Genomic DNA, 13,722 nt, shown 5'->3' with positions numbered 1-13,722 from the left:
CGACGAAGGGACGGACGGACGATGCTGATCCACCCCTGGGACGCCCCCCACGACGAGGACGAGTGGCGCGACTGGCTCTCCCGGCACGACTTCGGCCAACTCGCCGTCAACGGCCTGCCCGGAGACCCGCCGTGGGTGCAGCCGACGCACTTCCGGTACGAGGCCGAGCCCGGCCCGTACGGCCGGGTGCTGACCCATCTGGCCCGCCCGAACCCGCTGTGGCGCGCCCTTGAGGCGAACCCGACGGTGCTCCTCGGCGTGGTCGACGACTACGTCTTCGTGCCGGGGACGTGGACGGCCCCCGAGGGCATGCCCACCGCGCACGGCACGCCCACCTCCTACTACGCCTCCGTCCAGCTGCGCTGCACCGCGCACGTGGTCGACGATCCGGCGGAGAAGGCGGAGCTGCTCAACCGCCAGGTCGCCCACTTCCAGCCGGACGGCGGCACGGCCCCCGCCGTCCCCGGCGAGGCGCCGTTCGGCCGCATGCTGTCCGGGATCCGGGGGCTGCGCCTCGAGGTGACCGGGGTGCGGGCCAAGTTCAAGTACGCGGGGAACAAGCCCCAGGAGATCCAGGACCGGGTCATGGAGCGGCTGGCCGAGCGCGACGGCCCGCGCGACCGGGCGGCGCGGGGCCACCAGCTGCGCCGTCGCGCCACCGGCTGACTTCGGCGGGGGCACGAGCCCCCGCCTCCGACTACACCGCCACGGCCTCCCGCCGCCGTTCCGCCGTCGCCGTCCGCGCCTCGGCGAACGCGAGGCCCGTGACCGCGGCGAGCAGCAGCAGCGTGCCGAGCACGATGGCGGTGGTGAGCCGCTCACCGAGCAGCGAGACGGCGATCACGGCCGCGCTCACCGGCTCCAGGAGCATGATCACGGAGACGGTGGCGGCCCGCACGACCGCCGCCCCGGCGAAGTACAGCGCGTAGGCGAGCGCGGTCGGCACGGCGGCCACGTAGACGAGCAGGAGCACGACGCTCACCGGCGCGTCCGTGTGCGGTACGAGTCCCTCCGCGAGCGCCGCGGGCAGCAGACCTACCGCCCCGATCGCGAAGGCCCAGGTCGTGGTGGACAGCGCGTCCGTGCGGCCGCCGTCGCGGCCGAGGTAGCGCGTGAGCAGGGTGATCGCCGCGTATCCGGCCGCCGAGACGACCGCGAGGACGACACCGAGCGGACGGACCTCCGCCGCCCCGCCACCGAGGACGAGTACGACGAGCCCGGCGAGCGCGCCGGTGACCGCGGTGATGCCGCCGCGGCCGAGGCGTTCGCCCATGGTGAGCCGGGCGCCGACGGCGATGAGGACGGGACCCGCGCCCAGCGTGACGACCGTGCCGACCGCCAGGCCGGTGGCCTCGACGGCGGCGAAGTAGGCGCTCTGGAAGACGGTCAGCCCGATCCCGGTGCCGAGGATGCGGGCCGTCCGGCGGCCGCGCGACTCCACTGCCGTACGGGCGACCCGGCGCCGGGGACGCAGGGCGAGCGCCCCGAGCAGCAGCACGAGACCGCCGACGCAGCGCCAGAAGGACAGGGCCAGCGGGCCCATGTCGCTGATGCGGAAGATCAGTGAGGCGGCGGCACCGGCCGTGCCCCAGGCGATCCCGGCGACGATCAGATAGAGCAGGCTCCGCCCGACGGACAGGGCGGATTCCGAAGTGTTCGACACGTGGCTTCTCCGTGGAAGACAGGAGGGAAAGGTGGTCGCTCGGCTCCGCGCGCGGGCAGCGACGAACCGCTCGGGGGCGAGAGGTCGCCCGGCCGAGCCCGGTCTTCGTCGAGGAGGGTACCCGCGCGCTAGGCGGCGGGAGGCGGAAGCACGGTCGCATGCATGATCGGCACCTTAGGCCCCGGTCCGCCGGGCGGACAACTCGGTATCGCGGCCCGTCGCGCCGGCGGCCTCCACCACACCTGCCACGTCCGCCGCCGACCCCGCCGCGGGACCCGCCCCAGCCGCCTTGGGCGTCGACGACTGGGCGATGAACGCTCCGACCAGGACCACCGCGCCGCCGATGATCTGCGGCGCGTCGAGGTACTGCCCGAGCAGCACCCAGGCGAGCACGGTCGCGATGACGGCCTCCAGGCAAGCCACGACACCCGCCACCTGCGGGGAGAGCCTGCGCACCGAGACGACGCCGGTGACGTACGCGAGCACCGTGGCGATCAGCACGATCCACCCGAGCAGCAGCCAGGCGGGCACGGAGGTGCCGTCCATGTCGGCGCTGCCGCCGAGCAGGGCCCAGTCCATGCCCCACGGGCGGGCGACGACGGTGAGGACGAGCGCGCCGATGATCAGGCCGTACGCGATGACGCCGATCGGGTCGGCCTGCTCGGCCTCGCCCGAGCCCTGGTCGGAGAGGACGAAGTAGCCGACCTGGCAGCAGGCGGCGGCGAGCGCGAGCAGGAGTCCGACGAGGTCGAAGGTGCGCCCGGACCAGACCTGCACGACACAGGCGAGACCGCCGACGGCCAGGACGACGCCGAGGGCCGCGGCGCGGGTGACGGGCCGGCGCTGGACGAAGCGGACCCAGCCGAGGACGAGGGCCGGGGCGAGGTACTCGATGAGCAGCGCGACGCCGACGGGGATGCGGGAGATCGAGGCGAAGTAGAAGGCCTGGACGCCTGCGACGGCGAGCAGCCCGAAGCCCACGAGGAGTGCGGGTTTGCGGCGCAGGAGGTCGCGGTGGCGCCAGGCCACCGGGAGCATGACGAGCGCGGCGCCGGCGACCCTGAGCCACACCACGTGGAGCGGGTCGAGTCCCGCCTCGATGAGCGGCTTGGCCGCCACTCCTGAACCACCGAATGCGAAGGCCGAGGCCAGGGCTAGTCCCAGGCCGGCGCTTCTCCCCTGAGACGCGTGCATCGGGCCATGATGACAGGACCCGGTCAGGGGCGTAACCCCCGTCACACCTGTTGAGACGGCTCCTCGTCACGCCATGGAACGGAGCCTTCCGCCAGAGCGGCCGTTCCGGCCTCGAAGCGGGCTCCGGCGGGGGCTCCGGCACGGGCGCTCAGCGCGGCCGGGTCGACCCCGGCGCGGCGCAGCACCTCGGCGGCCCGGCTCTCCGGATCGGCGGCGACGACGGCGAGGAGGTCGAGGCCGCGCGCCTGGGCGTCCCCGCGTTCCGCGGCCCGCCGGAAGGCCTCCTCGAGGGCCGCGGTCGCGGCCGGCGACCAGCCGGAGCCGCGGCCGCCCCGCCCCTCGACCCCGCGCGTGGCGGGCAGGAGACGGCCTGCCCCCGATTCCTCGACCGAGCGCTGCCAGCGGAGCCCGTATCCGATGGACCGCTGGACGAGGTAGCCGAGGACGCGGGCGAGCTTCCGGCCGTCCTCGAAGGCGGCGCCGGCCTCGGGGTCGGACTCGAGGAGCGAGTGCAGGAGGTGGGCGGTGTCGATCTGCCGGTCGCCGTCCCTGAGGGCTCTGCGGCGCGCGCCCGTCACGACCGCCATGAGGGACGGTGTCAGAAAGGGCGCGAGTTCGGCGCGCGGGGCGGCGGGCTGCCGGAGCGGCTGCTGGGGAATCGGGACGGGACGGTGCACCCTCTCACCTCATCAGGCTCGGGCGGCCGTGACATCACCGGGGAGAAGCATGTCCGCATCCCACCGGAGTTGGGCACGCGCGCACGGTTTCTCCTCCTTACGGATGAGATCGCGCGCGTTGCCCTCCCAGGGCGCGCGCCGCCTTGCTCTGCGCCCCTGACGCAACCACAGGCCCTGCCCCCTACGTCTTCCGAGCGTGTTCTGGATGGTGGCTCTGCTCGCGCGCGACGGGCGGCAGTACGTCTACCGGGTGTACGCGCCCCGGGAGGCGCTGCCGGCCGATCTGTTCTGGGCGGCCTTCCACTGCCACGAGGAGGACGGGGCGCCCCGCGCCTCGGACAGCTTCGACGCGTCCGAGATCTGGTGGATCGGCGACGGGACGGGGCCGGCCACGGCAGAACTGACGGTTCATCAGTATTGAATGTTCACGGCCACCCGGCTACGTTCCGCGACACCGGAACCCAGCAGGTACGCGTGAAGGGGTGGTCTCATGGCCGAAGTCAGCGCGGAGGCACGGATCGAGGCACCGGCCGGAAAGGTCTGGGCGCAGCTCGTGGACTTCCCCTCGTACGGCGAGTGGAACGCCACCCACACCAACTTCCCGAACGGCGGTCCGGCAACCCTTGAGGCGGGCGCCACCTTCACGGAGAACATGATTCTGATGGGTTTCCCCGCCGAGGTGCTCTGGACGGTCGAGGAGCTGGAGGCCGAGCGCGCCTTCGCCATCAAGGGCAAGGGGCCGATGGGCGTGCTGGTCACCACCCGCTACTCACTGGCGGCGGAGGGGGACGCCACGACCGTACGGATCGACGGCGAGTTCACCGGCGCGGCGGTCTCGCTCATGGCGGGCAAGCTCAAGGACTCGGCGACGGCGGCCCTGACCGAGTCGCTGCGCAAGCTCTCGGGCCTGGTGGCCTGATCCGGCCCGACCCGGGCTGACGGCGAGAGGCGCACCCCGGACCGGAGCGCTCACCCCGGACCGGACGGCTCACTCCCGGACCGGACGGCTCACCCGGGCCGGACGGCTCTCACCCCGGACCGGACGGCCGGCCGACGACCGACCACCCGAACCCGACGCACGAAAGGGCCCCGCGGCAACCGCCACGGGGCCCTTCGACCGCTCCCGGCCCGTCACGGGCGCGGGCTCAGTGCTCGTCGGCCAGGATCAGGTACAGCTTCTTGCGGGCCTCGTTGATCACGCCGACCGCCTTCTTCCGCTGCTCGGCGCTACCGGCCTTCCAGACCTGCCCGAACGCCTCCATCAGACCGAAACCGGCCTGCCGGATCTCGTTCATGGCCTCCCAGTCGACACCGCGCCCGGCGTCCTCCCAGGGCGCGTCGGGACCCTCTTCGGCCTCGGCGCGTCCGGTGTCGGTGAGCGTGAACAGCTTCTTGCCGCCCTCGCTCGCGCTGGTGATCAGACCCTCGTCCTCCAGCATCTGGAGGGTGGGGTAGACCGAGCCGGGACTGGGCCGCCAGGCCCCGTCGCTGCGCTCTCCGATCTCCCTGATCATCTCGTAGCCGTGCATCGGGCGGTCCTTGAGGAGCGCCAGGATCGAGGCACGCACGTCGCCGCGCCGCGCCCGTCCCCGGCCGCCCCCGTGACCGCGTCCGCCGCCGAAGGGCCCGCCCCCGAAGGGGCCGCCGCCACCGAAGCCCGGCCCGAAGGGTCCGAACGCCGCGCGCCGTCCCTCGAAGTCACCGCGAGGCCCGGGGCCGCAGCCTCCACGGCCGGCTCCGTGTCCGTTTCCGTACTCGTGTCCATGTGAACGCATCGCAACGCTCCTTCCATCGGGTTTCATACGCTGAACTGTCGCGATGGCTCAACGATATATCGGAACTGTTCGGCGAGCAAGCATGCGAGTGAACCGCGGCCGTCCCGCCGCCGATCCCCACCGCCGGCCCGCTCGTCACCGGCTACGCGCTCGGCGTCGTCGTCCGCCGATCGCCGACGACCCCCCTGCGCGCCGGAATGGCGCGGGCCAAGGCCATGCCCCCGTCCACCGGACGCGGGCCCACCCACCTCGTCCGCCTAGGTCCCCGCCCCCATGCCGAAGGAGTGCCGGTGCGCGCCCACACGGGCCAGTTCTCCCCGATTGGCCTTGGCCCGCCCCATCCGGCCCCCGGTACGGTCTGCGCCATGAGGATCCGAATCGTCGACGCCTTCACCGACCAGCCCTTCTCCGGCAATCCGGCCGGAGTCCTGCTCCTGGACTCCTTCCCGGACGACGCCTGGCTCCAGCGGGTCGCCGCGGAGGTCAACCTCTCCGAGACGGCCTTCGCCCACCCGCTGCCCGCCGGTGGCGAGGCCGACTGGGCCCTGCGCTGGTTCACCCCCACCACCGAGGTCGACATGTGCGGCCACGCCACACTGGCCACGGCCCACGTCCTGCACTCCACCGGTACGGCGAGCGGCCCCGTCCGCTTCGCGGCCCGCTGCGGCCTCCTCGGCGCCACCGCCGAGGCCGACGGCACGATCACGATGGACTTCCCGACCTCCGACCTCACCCCGGCCCCCGTCCCCGACGGCCTGGAGAAGGCGCTCGGCGCCGAGGTCGTCGCCGTCCACGACACGGCCGACCACATCGGCGACCTCGTCGTCGAGCTGCGCGACGAGCCCACCGTGCGCGCACTCGCGCCGGACCACGCCGCCCTGAAGGTCCTGTCGACCCGCGGCATCATCGCCACCGCCGCCGCCCAGGACCCGGACGGCGGCTACGACTTCGTGTCCCGCGGCTTCTTCCCCGCCGTCGGCATCGACGAGGACCCGGTGACCGGCAGCGCCCACACCGCGCTCGCCCCCTACTGGTCCGCCCGGTTCGGCCGCGACGACCTGGTCGGTCTGCAGGGCGGCGCCCGCACCGGCATCGTCCGTACGCGGCTGCGCGGCGACCGCACCCTCCTGAACGGTCACGCGGTCACGGTCATCGAAGGCGACCTGCACGCCTGAACCGAAGGCCCGCGGAACGAGCGAGGGGGGTACGGAGAACCCGTACCCCCCTTCGACGCACCCCCGTCGACGTACCCCTTCCCAGTCCCCCCGCTGCCCGCGCTCCCCGGGGGCGGCCTCACACGGTGGGCAGCCACCCCACCTTGCCCGCGAGCAGCCCGTACCCGACGAAGGCCACGATGTCGAGCAGCGCGTGCGCCACGACCAGCGGCCCGACCCGCCCCCAGCGCCGGTACAGCAGGACGAAGACCACTCCCATCACCACATTGCCGACGAACCCGCCGATCCCCTGGTAGAGGTGGTACGAGCCGCGCAGCACCGAGCTCGCCACCAGCGCGGCCATCGGCGTCCACCCCAACTGCCCGAGTCTGCGCAGCAGATACCCGACGACGATGACCTCCTCCAGAACGGAGTTCTGGATCGCCGAGAGAATCAGCACCGGGTACTTCCACCACACCTCGGGCAGCGACTCGGGCACCACGGTGAGGTTGAAGCCCGTCGCCCGCGCCGCCAGGTAGAAGGCGAGCCCCGCGCTGCCGATGCCCGCCGCGACCAGGGTCCCGCGCCCGAGGTCGGGCCAGGGCCGGGTCCGGTCGAAGCCGATGGCCTTCAGCCCCGAGCCCTCGCGCAGCAGCAGATGGGCGACGAGCAGGACCGGCACGAGGGCCGAGGCGATGCCGAAGAGCTGCCAGGACAGGTCGAGCCAGGGCCGCCCCGGGGCGTACGAGCCGTTGAGCGTGGCCGCCTGCTCCTTCAGCGCCCCTGACTTGGTGAGCGAGCCGATGAAGCTGATGAGGGACGACAGGGCGCTCGCCCCGAGCGAGAGCGCGAGGACGATGAGCGTCTCGTTGCGCAGGACCCGGCGCGACAGCCCGTCGGGGGGCAGGGAAGCGTCACTCACTCGTTGGTCCGACACCACACCTGTCTCCACTTCCCGGTCGCGGACGGACGCCGTTCCGGCGGCATCCCGATCACTGTGCCATGATCGGCCCCCGCCCCCGCCCGCGACCCCGGGAGCCGCGCTCAGTCGATCCCGACCGGCCAGGTGTGCACCGGCTCCCCCGCGTGCATGAGGCTCCGGTAGCGGCGGGTGGTCGCCGCCAGGGCCGCCTCGCGGTCGAGGCCCGCCTCCAGCGCCTTGTGGAAGGTGTCGGCCTGCCAGGAGGCGCCGTTCACCTTCCGCAGACAGCGCTGCTCGATCACCCCGAGGTAGAAGTCCCGGTCCGCGGGTTCGATGTGCCAGGCGTCGAGCCCGGCCGCCGCGAGCGGCAGCAGTTCGTCCAGGACGAGCCGTACCGCGGGGACGGTCGCGATGCCGCCGGCCCGGCCGGAACGCGGCCAGCGGAGCTCCGCATCGATGCCGTGCCGGCAGGCCGTGTCGAAATTGGCCTCCGCGTCCTCGAACGCCATCCGCCTCCAGACGGGCCGGGGGTCGTCGGCGAGGGAACGGACGAGCCCGTAGTAGAAGGCCGCGTTGGCGATGACGTCGGTGACGGTCGGCCCGGCCGGCAGGACCCGGTTCTCGACGCGCAGATGCGGGACGCCGTCGACCCAGCCGTACACCGGCCGGTTCCAGCGGTAGACCGTGCCGTTGTGCAGGACGAGTTCCTGGAGGCGCGGCACCCCGCCCTGGTCGAGGACGAGCAGCGGGTCCTCCTCGTCGCAGATCGGCAGCAGCGCGGGGAAGTAGCGCAGGTTCTCCTCGAAGAGGTCGTAGACCGAGTCCACCCACCGCTCCCCGAACCAGGTGCGCGGCCGGACGCCCTGGGCCTGGAGTTCGGGCGGCCGGGTGTCGGTGGCCTGGGTGAAGAGCGGGGGCCGGGACTCGCGCCACAGTTCGCGGCCGAAGACGAAGGGGGCGTTGGCGCCGAGCGCGATCTGGACGCCCGACACCGCCTGCGCCGCGTTCCACACGGCGGCGAAGCGGGCCGGCGTGACCTGGAGGTGGAGCTGCACCGAGGTGCAGGCCGCCTCCGGAACGATCGACTCCGAGGTGCAGAGGAGCCTCTCCACCCCGTGGATGTCGAGCATGAAGTCCTCGCCCCTGGCGGCGAGGATCTGGTCGTTGAGGAGCGTGTAGCGGTCCGCGGAGGAGAGGTTCTCGGGAACCAGGTCGTCCTGGGTGAGAGTCGGCAGTATGCCGATCATGACGACGCCCGCGTCGAGTTCCGCGGCCTTGCGGTCGGCGTATCCGATTCCGGTGCCGATCTCCTCCGCGAGCCGGTCGAATACGCGCCCGTCGAGCTGGTGGGGCGCGATGTTCACTTCCAGGTTGAACATTCCGAGTTCCGTCTGGAAATCGGAGCTGGCGATCTTTTCGAGAACCGGCCCGTTCAGCATGCGGGGCAGTCCGTCGGCACCGGCCAGATTGAGTTCGATCTCCACGCCCATGAGATTTCGGGGACGGTCGAACCTCTTCTCCGCCAGAAGCCTCGCGAGCCCCGCGAGGCACTGCTGGAGCTTTCTCCGGTACTGCTGCCGGTCGGACGGGCCGAACCCGTCGGCCACGACCTTCTCCCCCATCGAAGCGTCCCTCCGCGAGTGGGCGGCCGCCAGGACGGCCGCGCGTCACGGACGATGATGCCCACCCCGCTGATCCACAACGCCTGCGGAGGAGGGCCGTCGGAGGATAGGCTTGATGCTGTGCCCCACGGTCACATCCCGACGGCATGGAACATTCGACATATACCAATGTCCTATTGTCCCGTAACCGGGGGAATGAATTCAGCCGTCCGGCGCCGCGAGGAATACGCAGGTGGGAGCGCCACCACCCTCGGATTCCGCTTCCGCGACCCCCGATTTACGGCCTGATGACGCCTTGCCAGGAATATCGGCGGCGTCTAGCGGAAACACTCCGTGAACACGTGTCGTATAAACTCCGCGGACGAGGCAGAGTGTTGGCGCCCGGTCATGGCCTCATGGCCCTCCTCTGGCCCCGCCGCCGACAGCGCCGTCGTACCTGCCCACGCATCACCGTGTCTCCTGAGTGAGAGGCGACCCACCATGCTCCGACCCTCCCCGGCCCCTGCGCCGGCCCTCCGCAGTGTCCTCGCGGCCCTCGGCTCACCGACCGCCGTCCGCGAGGCGCGAACTCCCGCCCTGCGGGCCGCGCAGGGACCACTGAGCCCCGAACTCCCCCTGCCCGTCCACGTCCTCGGCGTGGCCCGGACACCCGGGCAGGCCCCCCGCACCCGCCTCGCCGGCTGGCGCTTCCTGATCAGGAACGGGGGCCGGGCCATCGCCGCGGCGGACACCATGCTGACCCCCGACGGCTGGTCCTTCTCGCACTTCTTCGAAGGGCCGTACGTCACCGCCACGGAGCGGGCGCTGCTCCAGGCCGAGGCGCTGCCCGGCCCGTACCAGCCGCGACTGCTCTCCGTACCGGAGCTGTACATGCTGACCCTCTGGCTGCACGCCGAGCCGGAGGCGGACGGTGCCACCACCACCCCGGCCGCGGCGGATCTGCTGGTGCCGCTGGCGCCCGCCCCGCCGGGGATCGCGGCCCACCGCCCGTACCAGGTCGCCGACCTCCTGCCCGTGCTGAGTACGCGTCTCGCGCCGCCGCCCCTCCTGGGCTCGGCGGCGCCCGCCTGATCCACCGCACGAGCGTCCGCCCCGTGACCCGCCGGAGTCACGGGGCGCACTGCTGTCCGACGACCCGGCCCGAACGCGTCGTCCGAACACCCCTCCCGGACGGACTAGCCCACTGGGACCACTCCGAACCACCCAAAGAGACGGTGCAGTTGACCTGAACCGCCCCTGCGGGTGATGCGTCTTCCCAGGAAAGGACGAGCTGCCGCGAAATCCCTGCGGAAGACCGTCCATGGGGCAAGACTGGGACCGGAACCGAACCGACCGACGGGGGCGGCGATGAGCGCGAAGAGCCGCAGGACATCCACTACGACGCAGCGAAAGAACCCACCCATGTGCCAGCACCAGCCTGCCTGTCCCACCGCCGACTCCGCCGACCGTGAGGCGGCCCGACTGATGGCACACCACCCGGAGCAGGGCTGGAGCCTGCTGTGCAACGGTGTCCTGCTCTTCGAGGACACCGGCGAACTGCTGCCGGACGGGCAGATCATCGCCCCGCACCGGCCGTGGTCGGCGGGCCAGGTGACGACCGCCGCCTGACGGCACGCGCAACGCCGAGGGCCGGCCCGGAGACGTTCTCCGAACCGGCCCTCGTATGCACGCTCGGCCGTCGTGCGCGGCCGACGTCATGCTCAGTTGTCGTACTCGTCCAGCGGCGGGCAGGAGCAGACCAGGTTCCGGTCGCCGAAGGCACCGTCGATGCGGCGCACCGGCGGCCAGTACTTGTCGGCGGCCGAGACACCGGCCGGGAAGACGGCCTCGTCCCGCGTGTACGCGTGGTTCCACTCGCCGCCCAGCGCGGCCGCGGTGTGCGGGGCGTTGCGCAGCGGGTTGTCGTCGGCGGGCCACTGGCCCGAGGAGACCTTCTCGATCTCGGCGCGGATCGCGATCATGGTGTCGCAGAAGCGGTCGAGCTCGGTCAGGTCCTCGGACTCGGTCGGCTCGATCATCAGCGTGCCGGCCACCGGGAACGACATCGTCGGCGCGTGGAAGCCGTAGTCGATCAGGCGCTTGGCGATGTCGTCGACCGTGACGCCCGTCGCCTTGGACAGCGGGCGGAGGTCCACGATGCACTCGTGGGCGACCAGACCGGCCGGGCCGGTGTAGAGCACCGGGAAGTGCGGCTCGAGGCGCTTGGCGATGTAGTTCGCCGCGAGGACGGCGACCTGCGTGGCGCGCTTGAGGCCCTCGCCGCCCATGAGGCGCACGTACGACCACGAGATCGGCAGGATGCCCGCAGAGCCCCACGGGGCGGCCGAGATCGGGCCGACGCCGGTCTCCGGGCCCGCGGCGGGCTGGAGCGGGTGGTTCGGCAGGTACGGGGCGAGGTGCGCGCGCACACCGACCGGGCCGACACCCGGGCCGCCGCCGCCGTGCGGGATGCAGAAGGTCTTGTGCAGGTTCAGGTGCGAGACGTCGCCACCGAAGTGCCCCGGCTTGGCGAGACCGACGAGCGCGTTCAGGTTGGCGCCGTCGACGTACACCTGGCCGCCGGCCTCGTGGACCTCGGCGCAGATGTCGGCGACGTGCTCCTCGAAGACGCCGTGCGTCGACGGGTAGGTGATCATCAGCACGGACAGCTCGTCGCGGTACTGCTCGATCTTGGCGCGCAGGTCCGCGACGTCGACCTCGCCGTCGTCGGCGGTCTTGACGACGACGACCTTCATGCCGGCCATCACCGCGGAGGCGGCGTTGGTGCCGTGCGCGGAGGACGGGATGAGGCAGACGGTGCGCTGCTCGTCACCGTTGGCGCGGTGGTAGGCGCGGACGGCGAGAAGGCCGGCCAGCTCGCCCTGAGAACCGGCGTTCGGCTGGATCGACACCTTGTCGTAGCCGGTGACCTCGGCGAGACGCTCCTCGAGCTCGGTGATGAGCGTGAGGTAGCCCTGCGCCTGCTCGACCGGGGCGAAGGGGTGCATCTGACCGAACTCGGGCCAGGTCACCGACTCCATCTCGGTCGTCGCGTTCAGCTTCATCGTGCAGGAGCCGAGCGGGATCATGCCGCGGTCGAGCGCGTAGTCGCGGTCGGCGAGCTTGCGCAGGTAGCGCAGCATCGAGGTCTCGGAGCGGTGCGCGTGGAAGACCGGGTGGGTCATGTACGCGTCGGAGCGCAGCAGCCCGGCGGGCAGCGTGTCCTCGGTGGTGGCGTCCAGGGCCTCGACGTCGGCGGTCACGCCGAAGGCACCCCACACGGCGGCCAGCTGGGCGCGCCCGGTGGTCTCGTCGCACGACATGGACACGTGGTCCGCGTCGAGGCGGTAGAGGTTCACACCGGCCTCACGGGCGGCGGCGACGACCTCGTCGGCCTTGCCGGGAACCCGGGCGGTGAGGGTGTCGAAGAAGGCGCCCTGGGTGAGTTCCACGCCCCCGGCGGTGAGGCCGGCGGCCAGGATCGCGGCGTACCGGTGGGTGCGGCGCGCGATGCCCTGGAGGCCCTCGGGACCGTGGTAGACGGCGTACATGCCGGCCATGACGGCGAGCAGCACCTGAGCGGTACAGATGTTGCTGGTGGCCTTCTCGCGGCGGATGTGCTGCTCGCGGGTCTGCAGGGCCAGGCGGTACGCGCGGTTCCCGTCGGCGTCGACGGAGACACCCACGAGACGGCCGGGCAGCGAACGGGCGTGCTTGTCCTGGACGGCCATGTAACCGGCGTGGGGACCGCCGAAGCCCATCGGGACGCCGAAGCGCTGCGTCGTGCCGACGGCGATGTCGGCCCCGAGCTCACCGGGCGAGGTGAGCAGGGTGAGCGCGAGCAGGTCGGCGGCGACGGTGACGATCGCACCGAGCTCGTGCGCGGCGTCGATCAGCGGCTTGATGTCCCGCACGGCACCGGAGGCGCCGGGGTACTGGATGAGCACACCGAAGACACCGCGCTCGGCGACCTCGGCGGGGATCCCCGCGCTCAGGTCGGCGACGACGACCTCGACGCCGGTGGGCTCGGCGCGGGTCTCGATGACGGCGATCGTCTGCGGCAGGGCGTCGGCGTCGATGAGGAAGACACCGTTCTTGACCTTGCCGACGCGCCGGGAGAGCGCCATGGCCTCGGCGGCGGCGGTGCCCTCGTCGAGCAGCGAGGCACCGGAGGTGGGCAGCCCGGTCAGGTCGGCGACGACGGTCTGGAAGTTCAGCAGGGCCTCGAGGCGCCCCTGAGAGATCTCCGGCTGGTACGGGGTGTACGCCGTGTACCAGGCGGGGTTCTCCATCACGTTCCGGAGGATCACCGGCGGCGTGAAGGTCCCGTAGTAGCCGAGACCGATCATGGGCGCGAGGACCTGGTTGCGGTCGGCGAGCGTGCGCAGCTCGGCGAGCACCTCGGCCTCCGTGCGCGCGGCCGGCAGGCCCAGCGCCTCGGTGTTCTTGATGACGTCCGGCACCGCGGCGGCCGTGAGCTCGTCGAGGGAGCCGTAACCGACCTGGGCGAGCATCTTGGCGCGCGCCTCGGCGTCGGGCCCGATGTGCCGCTGCTCGAACGGGATGCCCTGTTCGAGTTCGGAGAGCGGAATGCGGTTGGCGGTCATGTACGGAGGCCTCCTGGTCGTCACGACCTGCGAGGGGCACCACGGCGCGGGTACCCGGACGGCCTCCCCCTCTGTCATCTCAACCTGAGAGTTTCACCGGCACGCCTCAGGGCACGCCGGCTTTCACCG

The 13,722-nt window shown here is 72.2% G+C and carries 13 protein-coding genes; 6 read left to right on the top strand and 7 right to left on the bottom strand.

The genetic code is table 11. The annotated features are described in order from the left end of the window. The first annotated feature begins 21 nt into the window (after positions 1-21). Positions 22-666 (top strand): FMN-binding negative transcriptional regulator, encoded by a 645-nt coding sequence (locus ACIP84_RS07515; protein WP_401795779.1) that lies wholly within the window; start codon positions 22-24, stop codon positions 664-666. A gap of 31 nt (positions 667-697) precedes the next feature. Here the strand turns inward: ACIP84_RS07515 and ACIP84_RS07510 are convergent, their stop codons facing one another. From ACIP84_RS07510 to ACIP84_RS07500, 3 genes are all read right to left on the bottom strand, one after another. Further along, positions 698-1,663: a DMT family transporter gene (locus tag ACIP84_RS07510; RefSeq protein ID WP_355958225.1), complete on the bottom strand. Its 966-nt coding sequence runs from the start codon at positions 1,661-1,663 to the stop codon at positions 698-700. A 174-nt stretch (positions 1,664-1,837) separates the two neighbouring features. Beyond that, positions 1,838-2,857, bottom strand: a complete 1,020-nt coding sequence (locus ACIP84_RS07505; protein WP_401795776.1) for an EamA family transporter — start codon at positions 2,855-2,857, stop codon at positions 1,838-1,840. A gap of 41 nt (positions 2,858-2,898) precedes the next feature. Next, positions 2,899-3,534: a Clp protease N-terminal domain-containing protein gene (locus ACIP84_RS07500; protein ID WP_401795774.1), complete on the bottom strand. Its 636-nt coding sequence runs from the start codon at positions 3,532-3,534 to the stop codon at positions 2,899-2,901. A 196-nt stretch (positions 3,535-3,730) separates the two neighbouring features. On the opposite strand from ACIP84_RS07500, the gene ACIP84_RS07495 reads away from it, so the two are divergent. Continuing rightward, positions 3,731-3,955: a hypothetical protein gene (locus ACIP84_RS07495; RefSeq protein WP_355958220.1), complete on the top strand. Its 225-nt coding sequence runs from the start codon at positions 3,731-3,733 to the stop codon at positions 3,953-3,955. A 69-nt stretch (positions 3,956-4,024) separates the two neighbouring features. Next, entirely contained in the window at positions 4,025-4,453 is a 429-nt protein-coding gene (locus ACIP84_RS07490; protein WP_401795771.1) for an SRPBCC family protein, read from the top strand. 226 nt (positions 4,454-4,679) lie between these two features. Here ACIP84_RS07490 and ACIP84_RS07485 read toward each other — a convergent pair whose 3' ends face one another. Continuing rightward, positions 4,680-5,309: a PadR family transcriptional regulator gene (locus ACIP84_RS07485; RefSeq protein ID WP_187623566.1), complete on the bottom strand. Its 630-nt coding sequence runs from the start codon at positions 5,307-5,309 to the stop codon at positions 4,680-4,682. Between the two features lie 365 nt (positions 5,310-5,674). Here ACIP84_RS07485 and ACIP84_RS07480 point away from each other — a divergent pair, with 365 nt between their 5' ends. Beyond that, a complete protein-coding gene (locus ACIP84_RS07480) occupies positions 5,675-6,484 on the top strand; it encodes a PhzF family phenazine biosynthesis protein (protein WP_401795768.1) in 810 nt (269 codons plus the stop codon). A gap of 118 nt (positions 6,485-6,602) precedes the next feature. On the opposite strand, the gene ACIP84_RS07475 is transcribed toward ACIP84_RS07480, so the two are convergent. Further along, positions 6,603-7,385, bottom strand: a complete 783-nt coding sequence (locus tag ACIP84_RS07475) for a CPBP family intramembrane glutamic endopeptidase (RefSeq protein WP_401795765.1) — start codon at positions 7,383-7,385, stop codon at positions 6,603-6,605. A 122-nt stretch (positions 7,386-7,507) separates the two neighbouring features. Next, complete coding sequence (locus ACIP84_RS07470) at positions 7,508-9,007, bottom strand: glutamate--cysteine ligase (protein ID WP_401795763.1); 1,500 nt, start codon at positions 9,005-9,007, stop codon at positions 7,508-7,510. A gap of 480 nt (positions 9,008-9,487) precedes the next feature. Here ACIP84_RS07470 and ACIP84_RS07465 point away from each other — a divergent pair, with 480 nt between their 5' ends. Both ACIP84_RS07465 and ACIP84_RS07460 read left to right on the top strand, forming a co-directional pair. After that, a complete protein-coding gene (locus tag ACIP84_RS07465) occupies positions 9,488-10,078 on the top strand; it encodes a hypothetical protein (protein WP_355958211.1) in 591 nt (196 codons plus the stop codon). 330 nt (positions 10,079-10,408) lie between these two features. Then, positions 10,409-10,615, top strand: a complete 207-nt coding sequence (locus tag ACIP84_RS07460; RefSeq protein WP_355958209.1) for a DUF5999 family protein — start codon at positions 10,409-10,411, stop codon at positions 10,613-10,615. A 92-nt stretch (positions 10,616-10,707) separates the two neighbouring features. Here the strand turns inward: ACIP84_RS07460 and gcvP are convergent, their stop codons facing one another. Continuing rightward, a complete protein-coding gene (gene gcvP / locus ACIP84_RS07455; protein WP_401795758.1) occupies positions 10,708-13,593 on the bottom strand; it encodes an aminomethyl-transferring glycine dehydrogenase in 2,886 nt (961 codons plus the stop codon). Positions 13,594-13,722 lie beyond the last annotated feature (129 nt).

This window comes from Streptomyces sp. NPDC088707 (assembly GCF_044752725.1).
Taxonomy (GTDB): domain Bacteria; phylum Actinomycetota; class Actinomycetes; order Streptomycetales; family Streptomycetaceae; genus Streptomyces.
The sequence above is the reverse complement of the archived record's forward strand: the minus strand, read 5'-3'. Positions and strand labels throughout refer to the sequence as shown.

Coding starts and splice junctions, on each gene's coding strand:
- ACIP84_RS07515 (WP_401795779.1), top strand. CDS start 22: ATGCTGATCCACCCCTGGGACGCCCCCCACGACGAGGACGAGTGGCGC.
- ACIP84_RS07505 (WP_401795776.1), bottom strand. CDS start 2,857: ATGCACGCGTCTCAGGGGAGAAGCGCCGGCCTGGGACTAGCCCTGGCC.
- ACIP84_RS07490 (WP_401795771.1), top strand. CDS start 4,025: ATGGCCGAAGTCAGCGCGGAGGCACGGATCGAGGCACCGGCCGGAAAG.
- ACIP84_RS07485 (WP_187623566.1), bottom strand. CDS start 5,309: ATGCGTTCACATGGACACGAGTACGGAAACGGACACGGAGCCGGCCGT.
- ACIP84_RS07480 (WP_401795768.1), top strand. CDS start 5,675: ATGAGGATCCGAATCGTCGACGCCTTCACCGACCAGCCCTTCTCCGGC.
- ACIP84_RS07470 (WP_401795763.1), bottom strand. CDS start 9,007: ATGGGGGAGAAGGTCGTGGCCGACGGGTTCGGCCCGTCCGACCGGCAG.
- ACIP84_RS07465 (WP_355958211.1), top strand. CDS start 9,488: ATGCTCCGACCCTCCCCGGCCCCTGCGCCGGCCCTCCGCAGTGTCCTC.
- ACIP84_RS07460 (WP_355958209.1), top strand. CDS start 10,409: ATGTGCCAGCACCAGCCTGCCTGTCCCACCGCCGACTCCGCCGACCGT.
- gcvP (WP_401795758.1), bottom strand. CDS start 13,593: ATGACCGCCAACCGCATTCCGCTCTCCGAACTCGAACAGGGCATCCCG.